General features: G+C 51.1%; 20 protein-coding genes. 13 read left to right on the top strand and 7 right to left on the bottom strand.

Annotation, left to right across the window (positions count from 1 at the left end):
* The first annotated feature begins 40 nt into the window (after positions 1-40).
* The gene (locus SH449x_RS26135; protein ID WP_482379022.1) at positions 41-760 is read left to right on the top strand and encodes a YggS family pyridoxal phosphate-dependent enzyme; all 720 of its coding nucleotides are present in this window, start codon (positions 41-43) and stop codon (positions 758-760) included.
* 201 nt (positions 761-961) lie between these two features.
* Positions 962-1,615: a 3-keto-disaccharide hydrolase gene (locus SH449x_RS26130; RefSeq protein ID WP_482379021.1), complete on the top strand. Its 654-nt coding sequence runs from the start codon at positions 962-964 to the stop codon at positions 1,613-1,615.
* A gap of 37 nt (positions 1,616-1,652) precedes the next feature.
* Here SH449x_RS26130 and trpD read toward each other — a convergent pair whose 3' ends face one another.
* The gene (trpD, locus tag SH449x_RS26125; protein ID WP_482379020.1) at positions 1,653-2,669 is read right to left on the bottom strand and encodes an anthranilate phosphoribosyltransferase; all 1,017 of its coding nucleotides are present in this window, start codon (positions 2,667-2,669) and stop codon (positions 1,653-1,655) included.
* A 180-nt stretch (positions 2,670-2,849) separates the two neighbouring features.
* On the opposite strand from trpD, the gene SH449x_RS26120 reads away from it, so the two are divergent.
* The 4 genes from SH449x_RS26120 (at position 2,850) to SH449x_RS26105 (ending at position 9,012) form a co-directional block, all read left to right on the top strand.
* Positions 2,850-3,683: an NIPSNAP family protein gene (locus tag SH449x_RS26120; protein ID WP_482379019.1), complete on the top strand. Its 834-nt coding sequence runs from the start codon at positions 2,850-2,852 to the stop codon at positions 3,681-3,683.
* Between the two features lie 19 nt (positions 3,684-3,702).
* Positions 3,703-4,728: a zinc-binding alcohol dehydrogenase family protein gene (locus tag SH449x_RS26115; RefSeq protein WP_482379018.1), complete on the top strand. Its 1,026-nt coding sequence runs from the start codon at positions 3,703-3,705 to the stop codon at positions 4,726-4,728.
* Positions 4,729-5,198: 470 nt separating this feature from the next.
* On the top strand, positions 5,199-6,470 hold the full coding sequence (locus SH449x_RS26110) for a DUF1552 domain-containing protein (protein WP_482379017.1): 1,272 nt from the start codon (positions 5,199-5,201) through the stop codon (positions 6,468-6,470).
* Positions 6,471-6,483: 13 nt separating this feature from the next.
* Positions 6,484-9,012: a DUF1592 domain-containing protein gene (locus tag SH449x_RS26105; protein ID WP_482379016.1), complete on the top strand. Its 2,529-nt coding sequence runs from the start codon at positions 6,484-6,486 to the stop codon at positions 9,010-9,012.
* Between the two features lie 322 nt (positions 9,013-9,334).
* On the opposite strand, the gene SH449x_RS26100 is transcribed toward SH449x_RS26105, so the two are convergent.
* A complete protein-coding gene (locus tag SH449x_RS26100) occupies positions 9,335-9,694 on the bottom strand; it encodes a hypothetical protein (protein WP_482379015.1) in 360 nt (119 codons plus the stop codon).
* A gap of 303 nt (positions 9,695-9,997) precedes the next feature.
* On the opposite strand from SH449x_RS26100, the gene SH449x_RS26095 reads away from it, so the two are divergent.
* The 4 genes from SH449x_RS26095 (at position 9,998) to SH449x_RS26080 (ending at position 16,117) form a co-directional block, all read left to right on the top strand.
* Positions 9,998-11,410, top strand: coding sequence for a cysteine hydrolase family protein (locus tag SH449x_RS26095; RefSeq protein ID WP_482379014.1), 1,413 nt, complete (start codon positions 9,998-10,000; stop codon positions 11,408-11,410).
* A gap of 195 nt (positions 11,411-11,605) precedes the next feature.
* A complete protein-coding gene (locus SH449x_RS26090; RefSeq protein WP_482379013.1) occupies positions 11,606-13,030 on the top strand; it encodes an ATP-binding protein in 1,425 nt (474 codons plus the stop codon).
* 127 nt (positions 13,031-13,157) lie between these two features.
* The gene (locus SH449x_RS26085) at positions 13,158-14,369 is read left to right on the top strand and encodes a hypothetical protein (RefSeq protein WP_482379012.1); all 1,212 of its coding nucleotides are present in this window, start codon (positions 13,158-13,160) and stop codon (positions 14,367-14,369) included.
* Positions 14,366-16,117, top strand: a complete 1,752-nt coding sequence (locus SH449x_RS26080; protein ID WP_482379011.1) for a MarR family transcriptional regulator — start codon at positions 14,366-14,368, stop codon at positions 16,115-16,117. Before SH449x_RS26085 ends, SH449x_RS26080 begins: the two co-directional genes overlap by 4 nt.
* Positions 16,118-16,226: 109 nt before the next feature.
* Here the strand turns inward: SH449x_RS26080 and SH449x_RS26075 are convergent, their stop codons facing one another.
* Positions 16,227-16,778 (bottom strand): nucleotidyl transferase AbiEii/AbiGii toxin family protein, encoded by a 552-nt coding sequence (locus tag SH449x_RS26075; RefSeq protein ID WP_482379010.1) that lies wholly within the window; start codon positions 16,776-16,778, stop codon positions 16,227-16,229.
* Positions 16,768-17,031 (bottom strand): hypothetical protein, encoded by a 264-nt coding sequence (locus SH449x_RS26070; protein WP_482379009.1) that lies wholly within the window; start codon positions 17,029-17,031, stop codon positions 16,768-16,770. Before SH449x_RS26070 ends, SH449x_RS26075 begins: the two co-directional genes overlap by 11 nt.
* 356 nt (positions 17,032-17,387) lie before the next feature.
* Between SH449x_RS26070 and SH449x_RS26065 the strand changes: the two genes are divergently transcribed.
* The gene (locus tag SH449x_RS26065) at positions 17,388-17,516 is read left to right on the top strand and encodes a hypothetical protein (RefSeq protein WP_482379008.1); all 129 of its coding nucleotides are present in this window, start codon (positions 17,388-17,390) and stop codon (positions 17,514-17,516) included.
* A gap of 17 nt (positions 17,517-17,533) precedes the next feature.
* Positions 17,534-17,713 (top strand): Uma2 family endonuclease, encoded by a 180-nt coding sequence (locus SH449x_RS26060; protein ID WP_482379007.1) that lies wholly within the window; start codon positions 17,534-17,536, stop codon positions 17,711-17,713.
* Between the two features lie 118 nt (positions 17,714-17,831).
* Here the strand turns inward: SH449x_RS26060 and SH449x_RS26055 are convergent, their stop codons facing one another.
* From SH449x_RS26055 to SH449x_RS26045, 3 genes are all read right to left on the bottom strand, one after another.
* A complete protein-coding gene (locus tag SH449x_RS26055; RefSeq protein WP_482379006.1) occupies positions 17,832-20,108 on the bottom strand; it encodes a redoxin domain-containing protein in 2,277 nt (758 codons plus the stop codon).
* A gap of 200 nt (positions 20,109-20,308) precedes the next feature.
* The gene (locus tag SH449x_RS26050; protein ID WP_482379005.1) at positions 20,309-22,204 is read right to left on the bottom strand and encodes a protein kinase domain-containing protein; all 1,896 of its coding nucleotides are present in this window, start codon (positions 22,202-22,204) and stop codon (positions 20,309-20,311) included.
* Between the two features lie 125 nt (positions 22,205-22,329).
* Entirely contained in the window at positions 22,330-22,941 is a 612-nt protein-coding gene (locus tag SH449x_RS26045; RefSeq protein WP_482379004.1) for an RNA polymerase sigma factor, read from the bottom strand.
* 521 nt (positions 22,942-23,462) lie between these two features.
* On the opposite strand from SH449x_RS26045, the gene SH449x_RS26040 reads away from it, so the two are divergent.
* Positions 23,463-24,791: a cytochrome P450 gene (locus SH449x_RS26040; RefSeq protein ID WP_482379003.1), complete on the top strand. Its 1,329-nt coding sequence runs from the start codon at positions 23,463-23,465 to the stop codon at positions 24,789-24,791.
* The last annotated feature ends 61 nt before the right edge of the window (positions 24,792-24,852 follow it).

Here is a 24,852-nt window from a genome sequence, read left to right as displayed (position 1 = left end):
ACAACCACCGATCACATTCTTCGGATTTATCAAAGTTTTCATGGAAACCAGTCTGCCACAAATCGAAAAAAACCTCGCAAAAATTCGGGAACGAATCTCTGAAGCGGAAATGCGGGCTGGGAGGCCTGCGGGGACGGTAAGGCTGATCGGCGTAACAAAGTATGTCGATGGCGCCACGACTCGAGCATTGGCGGAGGCGGGTTGCCTGGATCTGGCGGAAAGCCGCCCTCAGCAACTCTGGGCCAAAGCGGAACAGCTAAGCGACCTGCCTATCCGGTGGCACATGATCGGCCATTTGCAGAGAAACAAAGCCAAGCGGACCTTGGAATTCTCCTCCACGATCCACTCCGTGGACTCGCAACGAATTTTGAACCAAATCGAACAAGATGCACACGCTTTATTGGGCGAGAGCTCGACTTCACGCCCGCCGGTCGAGGTCTTGATCGAGGTAAACGCGACCACCGACGCCACCAAAACTGGGTTGAGCATACCCGCTGCTCGCGATTTGATTGCCCGAGCTGCCCAGGGCTCGAGTCACTCGCCCATGAAGATTGTCGGGTTTATGGGAATGTCATCTTTGGACGCTTCGACCGACCAGATTCGACGGGAGTTCGAATTGTTGCGAGAAACGAGAGACAAATGCGAAGAGGAGTTTGGTTTATCACTGCCAGAACTCTCAATGGGAATGAGCGACGATTTCGAGATCGCAATCGCCTGCGGTGCAACGATGGTACGAATTGGTTCAAAGCTTTTCGAATGATCGCATGCGAGGTTGTGGATCTTGTTAAAGATCCAATAAGTTTACCCGTAGTGGCAACGCCCACCGCAGGATAGCTGGGCATTCGGCAAAACGAGACTATGCGCCCTGAAAAGGGAGCGGGGTTCATGCGACTAGTGCCGCGTGTTACCATGATGGGTGAGCGCCCGCACCTTTCGTCCTCCTACTACCAAGACCGACAAAATGAAATCGAACCTCTCGCTGTTCCTACTTTGCTTCTGTTTCTCCGCTTTCAGTTTCGCGTATGACGACACCGCCAAAGAGCAAGCAAAGAGTGACGACATCAAATGGACGCCCCTTCTCTCCAGTGACACTCTCGATGGCTGGGAGGTCACCAACTTCGGAGGTGAAGGAGAAGTAGAAATCAAGGATGGTGTGCTAAAGATGACCATGGGTGATCCGCTCACGGGAGTCACATCCACGAAGAAGGACTTGCCAACCGGGAACTACGAAATGCGATGGCAAGCGAGACGAGTGACTGGTCACGATTTCTTCGTAGGCATCACCTTTCCCGTCGGCTCGGAACACTGCTCCTTTATCTGCGGCGGTTGGGGCGGTGGCTTAACTGGAATCAGCAGCATCAATGGGAACGATGCCTCGGAAAACGAAACCACTGGCTACAAGGATTTTAAGAACAACAAGTGGTACGCGTTCAAGGTTCGCGTAGATGACACCCACGTCAAGGTTTGGGTCGACGACGAACAAATCATCAATGTCGAACGAGAAGGGAAAAGGTTCTCCTTGAGAGCCGAAGTTCTTAAGTCTCGACCGCTCGGATACTGCGTCTTCCAATCCGACTGCGAAATCAAAGCTTGGGAGTACCGGGCGCTTAAGTAGGCCGAAAACGCGGGGCGCACTTTAGGTTGATACCACTCTACGCTTCGCTATGGGAAAGTTGAGCGAGTTGCTCGAGCAAGCGACTCGCTGCACCGGAGTCGATAGCCTTAGCCGCTCGCTGCACACCATCAATTAGCGAATGGGTATGCTGGGAAATCCATAGCGTTGCAGCCGCGTTCGCGAGCACGATATCTCGCATCGGACCTTGTTCTCCACGCATTATGTTCTTGATCGCAGCCGCGCTTTCGGCAGGAGAGTCTACGACCAAGTCTTCGTTATTGATCGGTGTTAGGCCGAAATCTTTTGGGGTCCAAACCGTTTGCGTTAGGAAACCATGGGCAACATGATGCACATTGGTGTCCGCTGCAAGTGAGACTTCGTCCATGCCATCAGCCCCTCGCACTACTACCGCCGACTCGATCGGCAATTGAAGTAGGGCCGCAGAGATTTTCGTTTGCAACTCCTCGCTCCCTACGCCGATGATTTGATGTGTTGCCCCGGCTGGGTTGCATAGCGGGCCAAGATAGTTAAACAGAGTCGGAACCCCGATCGCTCGACGCACTTCAGCCACATGCTTCATGGCAGGATGAAGTAACGGGGCAAAGCAAAAGCAGATACCTAGTTCGTCCAGACACTTCTCAACTGTCGCTCGCGGCGCATCAATCTTGACCCCCAGCTCCCCGAGCACATCGGCGGAGCCGGTCAAGCTAGTGATTTTGCGATTTCCGTGCTTCGCAACCGATGCCCCTGCGGCCGCTGCGACGATGGCGGTTGCAGTGGAGATATTAAAGGTCTTGGCACCGTCTCCTCCTGTTCCGCAGGTGTCGACCAGCTGCGTCCGCTGGGTGCGAATCGGCGTCATCATCATCCGCATGGCTTTAACGGCACCGACCAACTCAGAGACGGCTTCTCCTTTTTCACGAAGCCCCAACAGTAGCAACTTAATCTGCTCATTATCGATGCGACCAGCCAGCATCCAAGTGATCGCCATTTGCATTTCGTCGACCGAGAGATCTTGTCGGCGAGCTACTTTTTCTAGGAAATCCTCAAGCATTTTCGTTTTAATTTCGGCAGAAGTAAGTTTCGTTATGCCCCATGATACTCGAAGCTCGCCCCCTTTCGAGCGGCCATCGCACGGGTGCACTTGAATTTTGTAAGCGCTCGCTGGTGAATCCCCCAAGGAATCGGTTATACTGCAGCCTCCTTCCATGTCCTCCAACCAGACGGATGAATTATGCTTCGATTCGCTTTCTCCCTCGCGCTCATGCTGTGCGCAAGCCTGAACCTTAACGTGGCTTCTGCCAAGGTATACGAACTACGGGCCTATACTGTTGAGACCGGACGACAGGCCGATGCTCTTCAGTTGATCTCGGAACACAGTATCGGCTTTATGAAGAAGTACAATATCGATCTTGTAGGAGTCTGGACTCCTGTCGATACAACCGACGAACGAATCTTTATGCTCGTGGGGCATGATAGCAAAGAGGCTGGTGCGAAGTCATGGGCATCGTTTCAGTCCGACTCGGATTGGAAGAAGGCCGTGACCGCTTCGGAGAAGAACGGTGTGAAGCCAGTAAAGGGATTCACGCAAACCTTTTTGTCGGCAAACGATTACAGCCCAGCCCTAACGACTGGCAAAGTGGGGGATCGAGTTTTCGAGCTCAGAACCTACATCGCAACTCCTAACAATCTGCCCGCTCTCAACAATCGTTTTCGCAACCACACACTGGCTCTTTTCGAAAAGTATGGCATGACCAACATTGTGTATTGGTCCGTACTCGATGGTGAAACGACAACCTGTGGACAGTTGCTGGGCTCTATGTCTCCTGTTGGCAAGGCGGATGCCCAGGTCGATAGCGACCTGCTTGCGTCTCCAGTTGCCTTGGTCTACTTCATTACTCACAAATCCCCAGAAGCAGCCCGCGAATCGTTTGGCAAATTCATAGCAGATCCAGCATGGATGAAAGCCCGAGCCGAATCCGAAGAAGCAGCTGGCGGTTCGCTCACCGTAGGCGGGGGAGTTAAGAGCCTATTCCTAAAGGCGACCGATTTCTCTCCTCTTCAGTAGATGGACGCCAGTAGGCATCATGAAGGCGTTACAGCTAACGGAACCGAGGGTATGGGCACAAATCGATATCGCAGAACCGCCCCAACCGAGTGTTGACGAAGTTCTGGTTCGAATTCATCGGATTGGCGTTTGCGGCACGGACATCGCAGGGTATCTAGGCAAATTTCCTTACTTCTCGTATCCACGAATTCCCGGCCACGAGTTGGGAGTCGAGGTTCTAGCGGTGGGAGAAAACGTTCGTCATGTCGTAGCGGGTGATCGATGCAGTGTCGAACCCTACATCAATTGTGGTAAGTGCTATGCCTGCGTGAGAGGCTACACCAATTGCTGCGAGTCCAACAAAACGCTTGGGGTAATGTGTGATGGTGGCATGACCGAGATGATGATCTTGCCAGCGCGTAAGCTCCATCCAGCCAATCAGTTGACCTATGAGCAATCTGCGCTGGTCGAGACATTGGCAATCGGTTGTCACGCAGTGAATCGAGCTCGAATCAGCTCGTCGGACAGTGTGTTGGTTGTGGGTGCAGGTCCGATTGGATTGTCAGCTCTCGAGTTCGTGAAAGTAGCGGGAGCCAAAGCCATCGTCGCAGATCTTAGCGAGTCGCGACTCGACTTTGTCCGGACCAAGATGGGGATAGAGAGCACGATCCGCATGGATGGCACCGAAGCCGACATCGCTAAACTCGAGGCTCTCACGGAGGGACGTCGGGCTGATGCGGTTATTGATGCAACCGGCAACCATCACAGCATGAGCCGCGCCGTAGATTTTGCAGCCTTTGCAGGTCGCGTTGTTTACGTTGGAATCACGCAGCAAAGTTTAACGATACCTCATTCGATTGCGCTGCACCGCAGAGAGCTGACGATCCTAGCGAGCCGAAATGCTCTGCCGGAAGACTTCACGCGAATCATAAGTTTGATAGGTGAGGGAACCATCAACACCGACAAATGGATCACGCATCACGCTGGGTTCGCGGACGTCGGCGGGCAGTTCCCAAGCTGGACTGACCCGAGCACAGGCGTTCTCAAAGCGATTATTCATATTTAAACAGGCAATATCGCTATTGTGTTCCGACAGATTACTTCTTCGTGTCAGGTGGCCAGGCCTCGTCGCCTCGGCCACTACGGGAAGCAGGCGATTAAGTAGTGGACGAGGCAACGAGTCCTACTGCACAGGAGACCGCCTGGTTGCTGGTAGCACTTAGCCCCCGACCAGATTCGTATCAGGTTGCCGGGCTTCGTCGCCTCGGCCACTACGGGAAGCAGGCGTTTAAGTAGTGGACGAGGCAACGAGGCCAATTGCACAGGAGACCGCCTGGTTGCTGGTAGTACTTAGCCCCCTACCAAATTCGTGTCAGGTGGCCGGGCCTCTTCGCAACGGCACGAATAATCCGGGTTGAATATCTCTGGATTTCCCATGCGGCAACCGCTAAACTGAGATTTCATGTGGTCTTCGCCACTCCCACCATGGTCGATTCCTGCACGCCTTCCCGCCGAACTTAAGCAAGGAACCTAGAGATGACCAATCCTATCTCTCGCCGACGTTTTGTCCTGAAGTCTTTAGCTGGGACTCTGGCGATTCCCGTCTTGCCCTCCCTTGCTGATGCATACATCGGAACCCGAAGCGTTGTGGATGTCGCCCCCGGGGCTGGAGTTAGCGCTCGCCGCTTTGTGGCGATCGGGAATCTACTGGGCTTTCAGCGCAAGCATTTGTTCCCGGAAACGGCCGGTAAAGAGTTTGAGGCCACGCAATTGCTCGAACCACTCGACGCCATTCGCGACCAACTCACCGTCTACCGAGGACTGAATCACGGCTTAAAGGGCGGGCACTTTGCCGTACACACTTTCCTCTCGGGAGTTCTTCATCACGAAGCTAAGAATCGTCCGGATGGCAATGTAACCGTCGACCAATTTATCGCCGATGCGATCGGAAACGAAACGCGCTTCGCGTCGTTGACTGTGGGCTGCGAAGGAGGGATTCATGGTGGCTGCCAAATGGCTTGGACTCGTTCCGGCATTCGTGTCGCCCCCATCACCGGTCCGAGCGCACTTTTTGAAAAACTATTTATTGATGATTCCATGGGACAGCGTGAGAAGCAGCGGGTCGCGAACGGCTTACAAGCTTCCATTCTCGACTCTATGCTGGATGAAGCTCGTGCACTGTCGGGACAGATTAATCACGAAGACAGCCAAAAGCTCGATCAGTATCTGACTTCGGTCCGAGATGTAGAGAAACGGTTGCAAGCCAAAACGCAATGGATCGATCACCCCAAGCCCGCTGCACCGTTTGAAAGACCCGCTGACCGCAACACCGTTAATGATCTGCCATTGCTGTACGAGTTAATCGCACTAGCTTTGCAAACGGATTCGACTCGGGTGGCAACCCTTGAGATCGGTGGTAGCTTCTTGCCACAAGATTTGGGGATCGACAAATCTTATCACGGACTCTCCCACCACGGCAACGACGAGGAAGCCATCGCGCAGCTGGTCAAGCTGGAGAAGTACCAAATCGAACATTTCGGAAAGTTCATTACCCGCTTATCGGAGCTCAGCGACGGTGAGCAATCGCTGCTCGATTCCACCGCCGTATTGTTCGGCAGTGGCATGGCAGATGCTAACTCCCACACCAACGATGATTTGCCCATCATCATGGCTGGTGGCGGGTACGGACGTGGCGAGTTCAAGCAGATTACCCAGCGAGTTCCGCTTTGCAATCTGTATCTCGATATCATCCAACGCCTAGGCGTTCCGGCAGAATCGTTCGGAACGAGTACTGGCACCTTTGCGTAAGATGGAAGTGGCCATGTTTGCAAGCTGGAAACGGAATTCAGCTCCACCGCTGCGAGGAGGTTTAAAGTTGTTCGCGGCGTATCTCGCGTACTTCTGTTGCTTGATTTGTGGCACAGGTGTACGCGCTGATGATCACCAAGAATCCTTAGCCCGTTTCCTTCAATCTTATTGCATCGATTGCCATAACCAACAGCATGCAGAAGGAAGTCGAGAATTCGAATCGTTGCGTTTACCGTTCGATTCGGAACCCGCACTGATCGCCGCTACGGAAATGGTCGACCAACTCACGTTGCGGCAAATGCCTCCGCCAGATGCGGAACAGCCCACGATCGAAGAGCGAATCACAATTATCGAGCTTCTTCGCGAACGGATACGTGACGCGCGGGCACAACTCAAGAGTACCGGAGGCAAAACAGTCCTGCGTCGGCTCACCAATCGCGAATACGAAAATACGCTAGCAACGTTGTTTGGTCGCCGTGTCGATACGCTCGGACTAACCACCGAGTTTCCTGCCGAATCTACCACGCACAGCATCGATCGGATCGGTTCAGAAATGATCACCTCGGGTGTGCTGCTCGACAAGTACTTCGGAGCAGCCAATCGTTTAGTGGAACTCCGTTTGAACAAACCCGACGTTCCACCACAAGAGTGGCATTTTCAAGGCAACTTCAAACAATACGAAGAACTCCAAGGGCCCCATAAATCGGTCTTCAAGTTTCGCTACCTCTGCTTGTACGAACAACCCAACACCGACACGCGTCAAGGTGGCTATGGGCACATTGAGGATTTTCTCCAAGGGGTTCCGGTATCAGGGCTTTATGATATTGAGGTGCAGGCTCAAGCCATGCATCGAGATACGCATTACGACCCCAAGATCTTTCGTGTCGATTTTAGCGAGCCATTTCAAATCGCGGTTGTACCGGGTGATGTGAAACGAGGTCACATCCACTATCCGCAATCCATCGAGCCAATACTGGGGCAAGCGATTGTACCAGATGATGCACCGGAGTGGATTGCGTTTCAAGTCTGGCTGGAAGAAGGACAAACGCCACGATTCATTTTTCCGAACGGACCATACGAATCGCGAGCGTCCGTGTTGGAAGCTAACAAAAAGTACAAAGAAGAGCTACAAGTAGAGCAAGATCCCGGAGTGAATCGGGCCAAGCTGCTGACCGACGGTGCGTTGCCTCACATTCGCATAAGCGAGATCAAAATTCGCGGACCATTACCGGAACCAAAAGGATCTGCCGAAGAGGTTACGGTATTCGGTCCAGAGGGTTTTCAGCCTGAGCGAGCGTTGGAACAGCTATTGGCCTTTGCTGAAAGGGCTTATCGTCGCCCATTAGGTGATGCAGATCGAACACGCATCGAGGCGATGTATCAGAATCGGGCGCAATCGCAGTCGTCCCGTCGCCAAGCCGCCCTGGATACGATCAAGATGATGCTTTGCTCCCCCTCCTTTCTCTATTTCTTGGAAAATACACCAGAAGATAATCCTTGGCTGGGGCCTTACGATCTTGCAACACGACTATCTTACACGCTGTGGGGGCTGCCACCTGACGACAACCTCTGGCAATCGGCATCGGATGGTAATCTGACAGATCCAGCAGTGCTAAGGGATCATGTCAATCGCATGTTGGGAGACAAACGATCGGACGAATTCCTCTACCGGTTTAACGATAATTGGTTGAATTTGCGAGCTATTGGTTCACTACCTCCACCTCGGCAGACAGCCAATGAATATTACGCCGAGGATTTGCCAACCTCGATGAAGGAGGAGGCAAAGCACTTCTTTCGTCACTTGCTCGACACCAACGGCCCGGTGACCGATTTTATCGATTCGGACTATACGTTCGTGGATAAGAAGCTGGCCAAACTTTACAAGCTTCCTGAGAAGGAAACTCTTCGATTGGCCGACGGGTTTCAGAGGGTCGCGTTGGATAATCGTAACCAACGAGGCGGAGTGCTCGGAATGGCAGGCGTTTTGACCGCGTCTGCCAACGGTGTGGATACATCACCGGTAACGCGTGGTGTTTGGGTGTTAGAGAATTTGTTAGGTCTTCCCCCACCGCCGCCACCTGATGAAGTTCCAGCGATTGAATCCGATGTAAGTGGTGCCACGACGATCCGGGAGCGGTTGGAGCGGCATCGCGCCGATGCGACGTGTAATGTTTGTCATCGCAAGATTGACCCGATGGGTTTCGCGTTAGAGCACTTTGATCCCATTGGTCGTTTTCGCAATGAGTACAAAGAGGCCAAATCGAAGAAGCCAGGAGTGAAGGTCGATCCGTCAGGCGTATTTTCGTCAGGTGAGGAGTACACGAATGTGGCCGAGTACAAGCAATTGTTATTGCAAACGCGAAGTCATTTTTTCGTTCGGCACATGGTGGAAACGCTGCTTTCTTTTGCGACGGGACGGCATATGGAGCAGACGGACCAATTAGAGGTAGATCGCATCGTGCAACGAGTGATGGCTGCTGACTATTCGATTCGCACGATGATGGACGAAGTCTTCACCAGCGAAACATTCCGCTCGCGTTAGGCGAGGAGGGTGGGCCATCACCTCTCTCGCAAGAAGCCTAACCATCCGCAGGTCGAGCCAGCGGGATTTCCGGAACTGGCTGCTGCTACGCCTCCTGTATCTGAGAATGCACCTGGCTTGCCCAGGTGAAGCTTACGTTTCTCGCTACATCAACCGCGCCCCCAAACTCCCCGAGAATGCTCCTGGTTTACCCAGGAGATCGTTACGTTTCCGGCCCGACTCGCCGGACCTGCCTCGCTCGCAGGACTAGCGATCGCGGATCGTTACCATAGTCGCGGATCGCTCCGCCGATCCGAACTCTGACCGACGGAGCGGTCAGCGACTATGCTGAACCCAACAGCTTTTGAGCAACCAGCTCAGCATATTGCAACCGCGTGTCAGCATGATTAAGTAGGCCATGCTGAACTCGCCATGCTTCAAAGTCTTCAAAGCGCATGCGGATTCGAACGATGATCACTCCTGCTCGCTCCGCCAAGCGTTCATGCTCCATGGCTGCATCGACCCACTCCTTATGACTATCAAAAAAGACATCGGAATCGGTGGCCGTGGAACGAAACTGCTCATAGCATGTTTCGCTGACAAACCAAGGAACGATAGCATCTGACATAGGGTTGAGAGCAGCCTCTTCTTGAGCTTGAGTCGCGGCGATTAACGTTTGGAGGTGATTCTGGGTATTCGGCACGCCTCTCGCTGATCGCCACCCTTAAAAAAGGTCCTCACCCTCCCAGCGAAGCGACCGGGAGGGTCGGCAATCGAGCCTTAAGCGAGATTGCCGGGGAGGGTGAAGTCGGTGTCGATCAGCGAGTAGTGCCGTATTCTGCGCTGGTATCCTTGTAAATGCAACCAACGACTGGCCAACAGAAAGTCTCTGCCCAAAGCCACTACCAGAACTTTCCTGGTAAACTTAGTTGTCTTGCTCAGAGGCTGCTCGAAAAAATCTCTGACTACCGCGGTCCGATTGACTTGTGCTGAAAGGACAAAGAACATGTTCCCTAAACGATACTGGCTTAGGTGTGGCTTGATGACTGCTGCTTTATTCGGAGCGATTGCGGGAGCATCAGAGCCGATTTCGTTGACGCTTCGGACGGCGACCACAAGTGCAGACAGCCAAGACGAAATCGTTTGGGCTTATCGCGAGGAAACTTGGCAGCCCGAACAAACCGCGATAATCGTTTGCGACGTTTGGGATTATCATCATTCCCGAAACGCAGTCGATCGATTGGAAGCTTTCGCTCCTCGTTTGAACGAGCTTCTTATCGAGGCGCGTCGCCGTGGTGTTACAATCATTCATGCCCCTAGCGATTGCATGGACTACTATCGAGATCATTCGGCCAGAAAACGAGCACAATCCACCCCGCAAGCCAGCAATATTCCTTATGCGATCGATTCTTGGTGCTCGGCAATCCCATCTGAGAAGTCTGGAATCTATCCGATCGATCAATCGGACGGAGGCGAAGATGATGACCCTGAGCAGCTCGCGGTTTGGCGAGAAAAGCTGGCATCGATGGGCCGTAATCCGCAGTTGCCCTGGCAAGCCCAATCGCCCACGATCATGATCGATGAGGAACTCGATTTTATCAGCGATTCAGGACGCGAAGTATGGAACATTTTGATGCACCGAAAGATCCGCAACGTGATCTTGACCGGTGTCCATGTCAACATGTGCGTGCTCGGTCGTCCATTTGGACTGCGGCAGATGGCTCGAACCGGTATGAACGTGGTTTTAATGCGAGACCTTACCGATTCCATGTACAACCCGGAATCATGGCCGTATGTCGATCACCACGAAGGGACCCGTCGAGTCATTGAACATATCGAGCGTTATGTCTGCCCCACGATCAGCAGCGACCAATTTATGGGTGGTGAGGAGTTTCAATTGTCGCGTGTGGACGTCAAGGCTCAGATCGAGGCTGCCGAGCAGTCGCCAACCATGCAACGAAAGAGGCGTTGGGATCTGATATCGTTACCGATGAGTTCGGAGGATGCAGTTCAAGGGGAAGGGATGTTGTGGTTGCGTTGTACTGCTTTCATTCCCAAGGAGTGGATCACGGCTGATCTAGGTTTACAAGTGTCAGGAGTATCAGAATTTGAGTATGCTGATCAGCAAGTCTGGGTGAACGGTCAGCTTGCAACTGCGAAGCATGATTCCTCAAACGAGGTTTTCGTGCATCGTTTTCCTGCCGATGCTGTGGTCCCCAACGATGTCAATTTAATTGTGGTCGCCATGAAGCCCCGTCCGATCCACCAAGCGTTCCTTCTGCAAGGCGAGGGAATCGAGTTTCCGCTTGAGGGACGCTGGCAATTCACGCTGGATACAAGCGGAGCGGATCTGTCATCGCTCCCGCTGCCTGCGAAGTTTGGGATGGGTCCAGACGTGCTATTCACCCCCGTCAAATAGGATCTCGGCACGTTCCGCCCCAAAAAGCGTGGGGCGACGATCCTGCCATCCCAGCCAAATATGAGTGCAATGGTTCATATTTGGCTGGGTCCTCCAGCCAAATATGGGTGTTTTGTAGTATAATTGGCCGGGAGAGTGAGGCACCAGATGAGTGCTTAGAATCCGCGCTTTTCCACGTGATCATCAAGAATTTCCATGAAATTTATTGGCCGAACTAGCGAATTATCACAGTTGCTAGCCGCAAAAAGGGGCGATGAAGCAATGATGATTTTGGTCTACGGTCGCCGACGTGTTGGCAAAACCACCTTAATTGAAAAAGCGTTTGGGGACCGGAAGCTTCTGAAGTTCGAGGGAGTCGAAGGGAAATCGGATACGTTTCAAATCGCTCAATTCGCAGCGACGTTACGAAAGTTTTTTAGTCGCTCCACTGTTCAGCGAGCGACACCTACTTCCTGGACAGAAGCATTCGAGTTGTTAGCGGAATGTGTAAGCAAGGGAACTTGGACAGTCTATCTGGAGGAACTACAGTGGCTCGCAAACTATCGCCCAGATCTGATTAGCGAATTAAAACCGATTTGGGATAATCAGCTTCGGAAAAACCCATCTCTGGTTTTGGTCCTCTGCGGCTCTTCGCCATCGTTTTTTCTTTCCGAAGTGATTCGGTCTCGTTCCCTGCATAACCGAAGCTCGCTCGATCTTCGATTAGACGAGTTCCCGATCTTAGAGGCAGCGGAGTTTTTGGACAAACCCTCGGTGAATACCTTGTTTGACGCATATCTTTCTGTCGGGGGAATTCCAATCTATCTACAACGTCTCAATTCCGGTTCCGTCTATCAAAGTCTGTGCGAAAACAGTTTTAGAAAGAATGGTTTCTTCGCGGATGAGTTCGAAAAGGTCTTTGTAAGTAGCTTTGGGAATCATCCAGCATATCGCCAGATTGTCGCTTACCTCGGTCTAAATAGAAACGCGACTCGTGAACAAATAGCTAAGGCTATAGGTCTGGCATCGGGCGGAACGCTTTCGAACATGTTGACAGACCTTGAGGAATGCGGGTTCATCAAGCGAATCGTGCCTCTCGATAAGCCAATTCAAAGTCTTCTGGGGTACTATCAGATCCGCGATCCTTATCTTCATTTCTACTTTCGCTTTATCGAGCCGCAGTGGACCGCGATACAAAACGGACATTTTGAACGCCAGCCTCAGCGTGCGATGGACACGAGAACTTTTCGGCAATGGCTCGGTGGAGCCTTTGAACGTTTCTGCCGTGATCATGCCTTCTCGATCGCCGATTTACTGGGATTTAGTGCAGTTCAATTCAAAGTAGGTACATTCTTCAGGCGTGGAAATATCACCGAGTTTGGTGCACAGATCGATCTGCTGTTCGATAGAAACGACAAAGTCTATACCGTTTGCGAGGTGAAGTATCAGGATGGACCCATCGGAGTTGATGTGATCGCCGACGTCGAGCGAAAATTGAAATCGCTACCCATGTCACCTCGCCGATCTCTACAAAAGGTTCTTATTGCCTCGTCTCCAATAACCAAGGGGCTTCGAGAGCGAGCCTACTTTGATCGAGTTGTTTCTCTCGAGGAATTGATTCAGTCCACAAGATGCGCGTAAAAAACCGCGAATGTTACGTTCAAACCATGCTAATTTCATGTTTTGCAGCGAAAGCCAATTGACGCACGACTATGTTGACGTACGATGATAATGTCGTGCGTTTTTGCAGGTTGGGGGAAGGTGGTAAGTGGCAAATCAAATTGATCCGAGAAACGTTGTCGGTCGCGATGAGCTGATCGAGCTCATTTGGAGAAGGCTTGAGAGGAACTCGATAAGGTTTACGGCAGAACGACGAGTCGGCAAGACCACCGTCATGAGCAAAATGGCGGCGGAACCTAAAGAAGGGTTTGAAGTATTGTTTCTTGAGCTGGAGGGGATTGATTCGCCCGACCGCTTCGTTGAGCTATTGATCAACCGGGTCCAGCCACTGCTTTCGAAAACTGACCAGGCCAAAGGTTGGTGGAGCGAGTTCAGAAAGGCAATCGGTGGGGCTGATATCGCCGGGGTCATAAAATTACCCAGTGTCAGTAAAATTGGTTGGCAAGAAACACTCGTCAAGACGCTAGAGGGCGTGTGTACTTACCAGGCGGACAAGCGGATTCTGCTGTTAATGGATGAACTCCCGTACATGCTTCAGAAGATCGCAACCATAGGATCGGATGGAACGCAAAAAACATTAGCATTGACACTTCTAGATACATTACGGTCGATTCGGCAGCAGTACAACAATGTTCGGATGGTGTACGCGGGCTCAGTCGGTCTGCACCATGTTGTGACTGATCTTAGGCAGAAGACGCATGCGAGTGAACCAGTAAACGATATGCCGCTGGTGGAGATTAGGGCTCTCAGCGAGCCAAATGCGATGGTTCTTGCTGAGCGACTGCTGAACGAAGAAGGGGTTGAAATCTTAGAGGATAACCGAATTACGGTGCTGGAGAGCATTGTGCGGTTGACGGATGGCGTTCCGTTCTACATCGAAGCCGTTTGCTTTAGATTGGGTGAGCAAGTAGGGCCAATCACGATCAATAACATCGAAGAAACAGTACTTCAGCAACTAACTAATGATCATGATCCATGGGAAATGGAGCATTTTCGCGGGCGGCTTGCGGTTTACTACAAGGATACGATCGTCGACGTCGCTGGAGCCACAATTCGAGAAGAATCTATCGTCAGAGCAATTCTGGATCACTTGGCATTTGTCAATGAGCCGCAATCCATCGAACAAGTCTGGGCCATTGTAAAAAGCAACTTCAAAATCACGGATCGAGAACATATAGTCGAGTTGTTGAGATCGCTTTCGTTGGACCACTACTTGGTCTGCGACACAAAGAAGCGATACTCGTTTCGCTTTCCTTTGATTCAACGCTGGTGGACGATGGCACAGGGGCTTTGCGAATGAACCGTCATTTGATCGTTTCTGCTTACACGCCTAGTAACACCGATCCAGAAGTTCTAAAAAGGATATTTGTTCAACGAGAATGGATGCTAGAACGAATTGTAGATCGTTTATCGCGCAGCATGATCTCGGGTGACAAGCATCATATTCTCCTCGTGGGGCCGCGCGGCAGTGGCAAGACACACCTCGTTAGTTTGGCGACCTGGGAACTCCAAGGACTATCGAAGCTAGCTGATGTCATGCGGGTAGCATGGTTGGGAGAAGACGATACTTTCACGGGTCTTGTCCATCTTGCGTTCGGAATTGCTAGTCGTTTGGCCCGGGAGTATCCAGATGAGTTCCCGGTTGACTTCAAAACCCCTGTTCGAGGATTATCGCCGGATGACGCAGCGCATGCTGTGTTGCAGTCCACGATCAAGCATCTTGGAAAGCGAAGCTTGCTCCTTGTGACAGAGAATATGGATCAGACGTTCCACAGTCTTGGGGATGCTGGTCAAAAAAAATGGCGAGCCTTTTTGCAAGAGACAAGGAAAATTTCCACCTTGGCGACATCACAGCAATTGTTCGCTGGAGTATCCGATCGAAACGAGGCCTTCTTTGGATTCTTTGACATTCATCATTTGGAGCCACTCTCGGTCGAGCAAGCCGCAGAGTTGATTGCACGTATCAGCAATGAAAAATCAAAACCAGAGCTTGCCAGCTATGTAGATTCCGCCGAAGGGAGGTTCCGCATTAGTGCGTTGCACTATCTCGCGGGTGGCAATCATCGCATGTATGTCCGGCTTGCTGAGTTCCTAACCAAAGACACTCTCGACGACCTAGTCGCAGCATTCGAGTGCTTAGCGAACGATATGACTCCCTATTTTCAGGAACGACTACGTTCATTACCTGATCAGCAACGTCAGCTTGTTCAATATTTGTGTGATTCGCAAGGTGCAATGACGGTAAAGCAGATTGCAGACGAGACGTTTATCGACGAACGCAGTTGTTCGAAGCAACTCGGCAATTTGAAAGCGAAAGGTTACGTGCGATCTGAGAAACGTGGCAAGGAATCTTTCTATGAGATGGCGGAACCGCTTATGCGGCTGTGCCTGAAGATCAAGAATCAACGTGGCCGTCCACTTCGTCTCATAGCCCGATTTCTTCGTGCTTGGTTTCTAGCCTCAGCCCTCCAAATGGGAAAGGAAAAAGTTGAGGCAGGGCGAGTAGGTGAGAATGATGCTTTGGCACTGAATTCTGGAGATGCATTCTCCCTTGAGCAAAACGCTGAGTCTCGTTACGTCATAGCGGCCCCGATGATCGCGTGTCAAACTATCGACGATGTGGTAGCAGCATTGAAGCGAGCGTTAGAAGAAGGGAATGCTCACGCCGATGAGTATGTTGGTACACCTCAGAACCTGTTAGCGATGGTCCTTAGACGCGGCCCTAGTGAGTGGGCGAGCTATATATCCGATATCGTGCCTATTTATTTGAAATATGGAGTTGCCGCAAAGCTCGGTCAAGGAGTTACTCAGTCCATTCAATACCTTGACGAAGGTGGATTTTCTAAGTCACAAATTGAAACGTGGAATACTGCCTGGCAAAAAGCAGGCAAAGGTTGTGACGACTTGGAGATCCCGCTGCGATGCCTTGATGCTGCTGTTGAGGTCATCAATGCTGAGCCGCCAACTGATCGGCCTCTGTTTCAACTGCCGTTGGAAATCCGCGAACTTGTTAGACCGTTGTTGAATCGATCACTTGGCAAAAGGTAACCAAGACTTCGGTAGTCTAATTTGGTTACTTGGTTGGAGATGGAAAGAAACAATGGATATCGGTTTCGACACGTTCCTATCTCACGCACGTGACCTAATACATATCGACTTACACCCTAAGCCAAAAGCGAGCTGGTAATTGGAGCTCTTGAGCTTTCTCGGCCAAATAGTCATGGTCCAGACTTGTACGATGCATTGAATATAGCGTTTGGATATCAGCCAAGTCGATCAATCGCCCTGATGCGGCCTTGAACAAGAGCAAGTCCTCGCAACTCAATACCCTTACGCTCTTAGCGATACCCGGAAAATCACAAAGGACGGAACGATGAATCGCTTCTTGGTGATAGCTCGAAGAGGAAAGTAGGAAATCGATTTCGCAGTCGATGTACGCATCCTCAACCGCCCGCGTCCACTGTGACACGCGGACAAAACCGAGATCGATGACTCTGCCTGATTTGGAAAGCGTTAAATTGGATGCCGTCAGATTCGAAAAAAATGATGGCTCGTCTGAAACGATTACAGCCAGATCAATATCTTGCGTGCTTCGAGGGTGCCCCCAATAGGAAACGGCAAGCCCACCAGCAACAACCGGATTCGCTCCTAGCTGCTCAGCCAAATCATAGATGTCAGCCAATACACGCAAAAGCACGCTAGGGGGCACGGTGGGACTCCCATTTGGTTACTTGATAGCGTTCGTACCATTCGCGGTACGCAGCCATTAAGTCACCCTCCGGACCGATCTGATTCCTGAGCCCCATCAACAACATCTCATGACTAAGCTCCATTGCTTGGTACCACGCAGCCCAGTTTCGTCGATTCTCCTCGGGAGTTGGCGGCGGGCAGCCACGAGCCACGCTGGCGGTGGGTTCGCAGCGATCTGAGGTGGTGGATTCTGGGGTTGGGGTCTTGTTCATACTGAAATTATAAGACCATTCTGATAAAACGCAGCCACGATAAGGCTTTAATTTCCACCATCGATTTTGTCTATCAGGCCATTTCGTCGTACAGTGGGGATGGCTAGGGTTGAGGCCATAATTACGGAAAAGAGTACGGGAAAATGAGCATTTCGAGCAAAATCACCGGTGCCGAGTTCGACTCGATGGTCGATCGCGGTGCCTTTGACGGTTTGGGGCCGCGAAAAATTTAATTGCTTCGTGGGGAGTTGCTGACAGCAGTCTCACCAATGATTTACGAGACAAGGCCGATATCTACGCCGAGAGTGGTGTGGCCGAGTTGGGTGGTCGATATCCCAGCATCACGAATCCAGGTCATGACGAAAAGCGACGGGAAGCATTATCGCAGTATCGAAATTGTCGTGCCACCGAGCCCGATTAGCCCAACTTGTCGCCCCGAGGCTCTCCTAAACACGACCGAACTTTTTGAGGTTAAGGGAGACTGAGCAGTCTCAAGCAAAAGATGTTAGAGTATATTTCCAATGGAGTTCGACTCGGCTGGCTTATCGATCCTTTCGATCGACAGGTCTATATCTATCGTCCAAATCGTGAGATAGACATCGTTTCCAACCCGCTGTCACTTTCGGGTGAAGACGTCTTGCCTGGCTTCGAATTGGACACGGCAATGATTTGGACAACATAGATGCACCTTACTCTTCAACATGGTAGATCGAATCTCAAGCACTAGAGGGACTCGAATTTCATATTACCAAACGCGGAGACCATACCACTTCGGTGATCTGCGGGAACGGGGATCGCCACTATTCTTCTATAAGCAACCTAACTGCGTCCTCCAGGTGATCCTTTATTGGATTGGCGAATCTCAGCTTTCCTTGTCTATCGATCAGATAGGTCGATGGCCAGGAGCTGACAGCGAAATCCGCCTCGGTTTGACGGTCAACGTCGCTGGCATTGGGCCAGGGAAACGGGTTCTTGCTGAGAAACGATGCCATGTTATCCGCCCCATACGTGGAGTGAATTGTGATCACAACCAAACCCCTCTCGTGGTACTTTTCATAGAGGTCGCGGATGTGGGGTAGTTGATTAAGACAAGCACCGCACCATGTTCCCCAAAAATCGAGTAAGACAACCTTGCCGTGAAGCGATTCCAGTTGTACCTCACCATCGATTGAAGTCCAGGCTGTCACCTTTAAGCCAGGTGGTGTTTTTCCCTCGAGGACATTCAACTTCGCCCTGTCACTCTCGGAACCACGCCGAAGAATTGGATCTGTGCTTCCAAGTCTTGTTGTTCGAGAGATTCCTACTTCTGCAAACCGAAACTGCAGAGTGTTTTGGTGTCTCGTTGCGAACTCGTTTGCGTCGTCGATAGATAGGTCAGGGGAGCCGATCGTTAGGCTTCGTAATCGTTGATGCTCCCCTAGCGTTGCTAAGCCGTCAGACGTTGCTAAGCAAACGATTTCCAAATGCTCGAGAGACTCAATCCCCCGCAATCTCGACAAGCCTTGGTCGGTTATGAATGAAGGCAAAGTAAGGCTCCTCAATTTCGACGCGGTAGCTAAATGGCCAGCCCCCGCGTCTGTTATGGCTTTGATACTTTGGGCTCGAATCGAAAGGGACTCCAAAAACGGCAGTGATCCGATGACCCGTAATTCATCATCACCGATTTCAGGGCAAGCAATAAAGTCCAGCGATCGCAATTTGGCTGGCAGCTTCGACATTTCGCTCCATTCCCCTTGCCCATCTTGTCTCGCACCCAAGGACTCTAAAAAAAGCTCCGTCAGGTTTGGCCAAGTTGCAATTGTTTGCAAGCAACGGGAGCTAAAGCCTCGTCCACTAAGATGAACTCGTTCCAGTCGTGCCGATCCCTTGAGTGCCTCTAGGCCTTCATCAGTCACACGAGTTAAAACTATCGAAAGATCTTTGAGGTTGGGAAGCTTGGTAAGTGCTGACATACACTGGTCGTCAGCTTCGCCTGAGAATCGCAAAGATTCCAGTCGTTGCAATGAAGCCAACTGCTCAACGCTTTCGTTGCCAATATTGAGTTCCGCATCAATCTCACGCAGTTGCTTAAGCTGACTTAGTTGCCTGGCTTCTTGATCACCTAGTACCGTTCCCGTAATCCGAATCGTTTCCAAATGTGCCAAGCTGCTGGCTGCGTCCAATGCGCCGAGGTCGACCGCGCTCCGACTTATGCCCAAATAGCGTAAATTAGGACACCGCCGAAAGAGTCTTTGTAAGCCGTCTAACGACACTTTTGCTCCATGGATGTTCAACGATATGAGTTGAGAGCAATCCCCAATGTGCTCCAAGCCTACGTCCGTGACGCTCGTTTGTGCGTCTGCGGGAGAAAAAAGATCGCTATCGGGTTCCTCTGCATATACGTTGAGATAGAGTAGATTGCTGAGCTTTGTTAATGAAGCGATTCCCGCATCAGAGATGGCTACACCGTCGACTAGCACGAGCGTCAGGTTATGGCTACGTGACAGAACAGCCATCCCCGAATCGGTCAACTTCAGCCGCCGCAAGTAGATTTCCTGTAAATTAGGAAGCTCCGCTACCGTTACAAGAAGCGTGTCGTCGACCAATGGCAATCTGGATAGATAAAGGCGCTTTAGTTGAGTCAGCTTGGACAACGTCGAGGCAGCGGCTGACGTAACATCGCAACCCACGAGCCTAAGGTCTTGCAGTCCCGTCCAGTTTGAAAACTCGGACAGCAACTCATCGCGAAAGGGTGTGTTGACGACATGCAATGAATGGATTGTATGATTAGGTATACTCTTCACCCAATCTGGTTTGTCAACTAATCCCATGTCCTCTGTGCGATTGTTTAGGCTAAGCCTTATAAGCTTTCCCTCCGGCAACCGGACTCTGCCGGCGGCAAACGCGAAAAATTCCCATTCCGTTACGCGTTCGGTTAATTTCGAATCCGCACCGAAATGAACGTCATCGGGCGAAGCAAAATAAAGACTCCCAATCGATTGCTCAGGAAAGTCAATCACCGTGTCTGCACAGCCCAATTTCTGATCGGCCACGAGTAGAAATGAAAGTAGCAGAATGGTAAGTGAACGCGTAGGCATTGTTGAATGATCCAGAAAGGACTGATGCGGCAATGTGAAGCTACCCTTCAACGAATCATATCAACTTTCAGATCGCCATTGCGGATTATCGTGTTAATTCCTTGACAAAAAGAGACCGCCAGTAGCGTCCAGCATCAGGCTTTGCAGTGAGTTGCGATGGCCGCAGCTCCAAGTGGCCACGAGACTTCCAATTCTGCTAACTAGTCTGTTAACAAGACCCAACCTTTTGTCTTGACGCCGGGCAGTAGATAATCCGCATAAGGCCAGCCTCTATTTCGTCCGTTTTCCATCTCTTTGACTAGCAGGCTAGCGTAATCGCTATCGCGGTAAGATTTGCCTGGCACCACTCTTATAACCTTTCCGTGATAGAGGGAAGACGAATCAGACGCAGGCCATCCTTCAAACTGTAAGCGAACATGGTCGTTTAGCCGCACGAGCAGCGCATCTTTACCAGAGACCTGTAAGTCGACGACCCTTTCATGTGGCTCAAGGTCAACCTCGGGGATAGTATCAAGGGCTTGCTGAACATACGACACAACGAAGCCGTGCCCCTCAACGAACCTACCTTTGTTCAATTGCAAGTAATAACTTACTGTAGCGAGGCATCCGGAGAAAAACACAGCAGCAATCGCTATAAAGTCCTTTGATCTTATCCCAAAGTCGTATTTGCCGTTTGGATTTACATCATGAATCGATGAGTTCAATCTCTGGATTAAAAGTGTTAGTCCCGCAATAATCGACAAACATAAGACGCTAAGCAGGTAGGCTGGAACCTGATATCCTACGCGATCTAGCATAGAAAATTCAATCTCGAAAATCCATGATTCGTAGGCAATCAAGACTACGGGAACACATGCAATTGCTAAAACAACCCTGGTAATTATCAACCACCAATTCCACCCTGAACCACCAACTTTTGATTCTTGTCCGTTTGAACCAGACATGTTCCCGCCGTTTGACGGTTCGTGTGCATATTCAGCGTCTTCGTTAGGTCTCCAAGTACGAAGGAAAGATTCTAGAGCTTCCGCAACTTGCTTTGGCGTAAGGTATCTCTCATCAGGATTCGTTGCCATCATCCTCAACGCAATTGATACGAGCTCCTGTGGAACTTCCTTTCGCATCGCATCTAATCGGATCGGTTCGATCTGCGCACGATTTTTTTGTTTGTGCGTAATACCACCATCTTCAAAGGGCACTCTGCCGGACAATAAATAGCAGAGTGTCGTGCCAAGACTATAGATATCGCTGCGGATGTCGACTTGGCGAGCATCAAGTGCTTGCTCGGGTGAAATGAAATCGGGAGTCCCCATTATGGCACCGACCGCCGTCAAGTCAGACCGTTGCACTACCGCATTAGATGAAGAGACCGTTTCTGTTACGATTGAGGCGAGACCGAAATCAAGAATCTTGACTGTTCCATCTTTGGTTACCATGAGATTGTGTGGTTTGATATCGCGATGGACCATGCCTAGTTCGTGTGCATGCTGCAACCCAATCGCAGCCTGGCGTATGTAGTCACATGCCTCCGCAATCGGCAAGGCACCACGGTCTTTTACAATCTGTGACAGATCGACTCCATCGACGTATTCCATCACCATAAAGTGGATGTCACCCGCCTGGTCAGCGTCATACGAAGTTACGACGTTGAAGTGCGAAAGTTGGGCAGCAGTCTTTACTTCACGATGGAAACGATTCACCGCTTCGACGTTTTGGAATAGCTCGCGATTAATTACCTTTAAAGCGACCTTCCGTTCCATTTTGCGATGAATAGCTTCGTAAACATCACCCATCCCACCTTTCCCAATCAGCCGGACGACCTCGTACCGAGGATGCTCCGCGAGCTCAGGCGGAAAGTCTCTTTGAACCGAGACTAGTTCTGTAAGTTTTTGGGCGGGGGAAGGATTGTCGGCCAATTGGTTGGCTTTTTTTAGTAGTGAGACAAATGTATCGTCTGAGGATAGGCTAATAATGGTATTGCAACATGGCTCACACGCGCTGATGTGGTTCTCGATCGCCGTTACCTCATCTGGTGGCAGTTGCCCAAGGTTGTACGCGTTCAATCGCTCCCGGCTAGGATGGGTTGTTGTGTTTAGCATTTTACAATCTGTCTACCTTGGAACCGTAGTAAGGCCCATACCTTGCATGTGAAATAGTCGTTCAGCAACGGGCAAGCCGTTTCCGCGCGTGGATGCTAAGTAAGACCCGATTGTTACCGAGTATTTCAGCTCTTTCGAAGAAAATGAGAAGAAGTTTCAACTAAGCTTTCTGCTTCGCGTCGCAATCTGTTCAGAACACGGCACTTAGCGACGATGATGGCATTCTTGGAGATTCCCAGTTCCGTTGAGACGACGTCGACCGTTGCACCATCCAGTGCGACGCGACAGAATGCACGCCAGGTATTCGGCTCGAAATGGGGCTCGACAAGTGCCAACAGTTGTCGAAGAACATACTGATCATGTTCACGATTCCAGATATGGCTCAATTCACTCGTTGGGTCATCCAATTGTGCGAGCCTTGTATTGATGTCTGAGTCACCGTGTACCTGCGGACGACGATCCCGAGATCGCCAAAACTTTCGCAAACGATTAAGCAAAATCACCTTGAGCCACCCTCGAAAGGAACCGGGAATCCCGGGGTGGTCGAACGAACCTAGCTCCTTCGAAACGCTAAGTAACACTTCTTGGACGAGGTCCTGTGCGTCGCAGTCCTGCACGTCGTACCGTCGCAGCCAGACGTGGAGCAAAGGAGCGTATAGTTTTTCAAGTTGACTCCAGCCTTCGTTTTCAGGTGAGTTTTGGAGGCGGTCGATAAGGCTAAGGGAGGTTTCGTGCATAGTGACATAGACCTTTTTTGTCCATTATGTCCAACTAATTGGGGCGAGCCAAGTCGGCTTAGGTTGATCCCAAATTCTTGGAGACAGAATATCCATTCGAATAAAGTGGATTGTACGAGCTGCAACAGGGTGATTATAAGATTCATTTGAAGCCTACGTGGCGGACCACTCGACCAGATCTTCTTTTGCGAACGGGCCTGGTTATTCTCACACCGCCAGAGATTGGAACGTTCATTTCCCAAGCTCCGGCAAGGAACATTAAATTACCAATTGCGTGGGTCTCCTGCTGGGAGTGGGCACAGGGCAGCAATACTAGCGTTAATAGAAAACTTATCCCTGCGAAAAAGGAATCACGTCGGCTAAACTTGTGGTTCGTCATTTCTTGCTCCGAAAACGATGGCAATGAGAGGGGGAGGTTTTTGAGCGTGCCTTCTTTCCGGTTGTACCACAAATCGATTTTTCACTCTAAAATGTCGGACCGCAATTTAACCAAGTTTTTCTTAGAATAATCGAGAGCACGTATGGAAGCCACGATAGCAACCAATCTTCCCGCCGGGCCGAAGGGGAAATGGGGGCCAACGTTACGGCTGATTCGCAACCCACGTGAAGCGATGGAATCGTGGGTCAAAGAGTTTGGCGATCCATTTTTGTTGAGTGCATTAAACGGCCCCGTTGTGGTGACTGGTCGAGAAGATCTCATTCGTACCATCTACGGCCAATCACCCGATACTTACGAACCGTTCGCCGTTGCGACCATGGCCCCGCTCATGGGGACCGGTTCAATGTTCGTCCTCAATGGTGAGGAGCACCGTCGTGAACGCCGTTTAGTCATGCCCATGTTCCATGGTGATCGTATGAAGGCCTATGGTCTAGCCATGCAAGAGATAGCGATGGAACAACTCACCAAGCACGATCTTCGCAAGCCTCTGCTCACGAAACCGCTCATGATTGATATCTCACTGGAAATCATCGTGCGGACAGTGTTTGGGGGTGACGATCGCGCGATGGCTCAGCGAATGGTTGGTGCCAGTCACTCCACCGTAGCTGCCGCAAATCCATTGCTTTTCTTCTCGAGCAAGACCCATCTTTCGTTTCTCGGGCTCACGCCATGGGATCGTTGGAACCAAGCCAAAGCCAACTTGTTCACGCTCTTTGACCAGGTAATTGCCTCGCGAAAAGCAAATTCTGTTGATCGAGAAGACATACTCTCTCTGTTGTGTGATGCTAAGTATGAGGACGGTCAATCGATCCAAAGAGAACATATCCACGCTGAGTTAATGACATTCCTCTTTGCAGGTCATGAGACGACGGCGCTGACCCTAACATGGGCGATCTATCATTTGCATCGCAACCGTCAATATTTAGGTCGGCTGCGAGACGAGCTTGATTCACTTCCAGACCTGCAGCCTTCCACCCTGGCGGCTGCTCCCTATCTGAAGGCCGTTGTTCAAGAGACGCTGCGCATCCATCCAATCGTGACTGAGACGCTGCGCAAGTTACGGACCTCGATGGTATTGGGCGAGTATACGATTCCGGCGGGCATAGCCGTTGCCCCTGCGACTGTCTTGGCCCATCACAATCCGCAGACCTACTCTGATCCCGATACATTCCGACCAGATCGGTTTCTCGGAAGAAGTTACTCGCCGTTCGAGTACATGCCGTTCGGTGGTGGCCATCGACGTTGTATCGGAGCGGCATTCGCGGGTTACGAGATGGCGATTGTGCTAGGAACATTGCTCGCGCGATACGAATTTGAGCTGCAAGAGGCTCGGGAAGTCGTTCCTAAACGACGCAGCGTTACCATTGGGCCATCTAGCGACGTTCCGGTCCTAGTGAAGACGCGTCGCTAGAAGCAAATCAACAGCGCATGGCAACTTCTTCGTAGTGGGCAACGAGTCCATTTGCACAGGA

The sequence above is a fragment of the Brakhagea baltica genome, from assembly GCF_052161605.1.
Lineage (GTDB): Bacteria > Planctomycetota > Planctomycetia > Pirellulales > Pirellulaceae > JBKCUI01.
The sequence above is the reverse complement of the archived record's forward strand: the minus strand, read 5'-3'. Positions and strand labels throughout refer to the sequence as shown.

Excerpts from the sequence above, each read along its gene's own strand:
- SH449x_RS26135 (WP_482379022.1), top strand. The coding sequence starts at position 41 with ATGGAAACCAGTCTGCCACAAATCGAAAAAAACCTCGCAAAAATTCGG.
- SH449x_RS26130 (WP_482379021.1), top strand. The coding sequence starts at position 962 with ATGAAATCGAACCTCTCGCTGTTCCTACTTTGCTTCTGTTTCTCCGCT.
- trpD (WP_482379020.1), bottom strand. The coding sequence starts at position 2,669 with ATGCTTGAGGATTTCCTAGAAAAAGTAGCTCGCCGACAAGATCTCTCG.
- SH449x_RS26120 (WP_482379019.1), top strand. The coding sequence starts at position 2,850 with ATGCTTCGATTCGCTTTCTCCCTCGCGCTCATGCTGTGCGCAAGCCTG.
- SH449x_RS26115 (WP_482379018.1), top strand. The coding sequence starts at position 3,703 with ATGAAGGCGTTACAGCTAACGGAACCGAGGGTATGGGCACAAATCGAT.
- SH449x_RS26110 (WP_482379017.1), top strand. The coding sequence starts at position 5,199 with ATGACCAATCCTATCTCTCGCCGACGTTTTGTCCTGAAGTCTTTAGCT.
- SH449x_RS26105 (WP_482379016.1), top strand. The coding sequence starts at position 6,484 with ATGTTTGCAAGCTGGAAACGGAATTCAGCTCCACCGCTGCGAGGAGGT.
- SH449x_RS26095 (WP_482379014.1), top strand. The coding sequence starts at position 9,998 with ATGTTCCCTAAACGATACTGGCTTAGGTGTGGCTTGATGACTGCTGCT.
- SH449x_RS26090 (WP_482379013.1), top strand. The coding sequence starts at position 11,606 with ATGAAATTTATTGGCCGAACTAGCGAATTATCACAGTTGCTAGCCGCA.
- SH449x_RS26080 (WP_482379011.1), top strand. The coding sequence starts at position 14,366 with ATGAACCGTCATTTGATCGTTTCTGCTTACACGCCTAGTAACACCGAT.
- SH449x_RS26070 (WP_482379009.1), bottom strand. The coding sequence starts at position 17,031 with ATGAACAAGACCCCAACCCCAGAATCCACCACCTCAGATCGCTGCGAA.
- SH449x_RS26065 (WP_482379008.1), top strand. The coding sequence starts at position 17,388 with ATGACGAAAAGCGACGGGAAGCATTATCGCAGTATCGAAATTGTCGTG.
- SH449x_RS26060 (WP_482379007.1), top strand. The coding sequence starts at position 17,534 with ATGTTAGAGTATATTTCCAATGGAGTTCGACTCGGCTGGCTTATCGAT.
- SH449x_RS26055 (WP_482379006.1), bottom strand. The coding sequence starts at position 20,108 with ATGCCTACGCGTTCACTTACCATTCTGCTACTTTCATTTCTACTCGTG.
- SH449x_RS26050 (WP_482379005.1), bottom strand. The coding sequence starts at position 22,204 with ATGCTAAACACAACAACCCATCCTAGCCGGGAGCGATTGAACGCGTAC.
- SH449x_RS26045 (WP_482379004.1), bottom strand. The coding sequence starts at position 22,941 with ATGCACGAAACCTCCCTTAGCCTTATCGACCGCCTCCAAAACTCACCT.
- SH449x_RS26040 (WP_482379003.1), top strand. The coding sequence starts at position 23,463 with ATGGAAGCCACGATAGCAACCAATCTTCCCGCCGGGCCGAAGGGGAAA.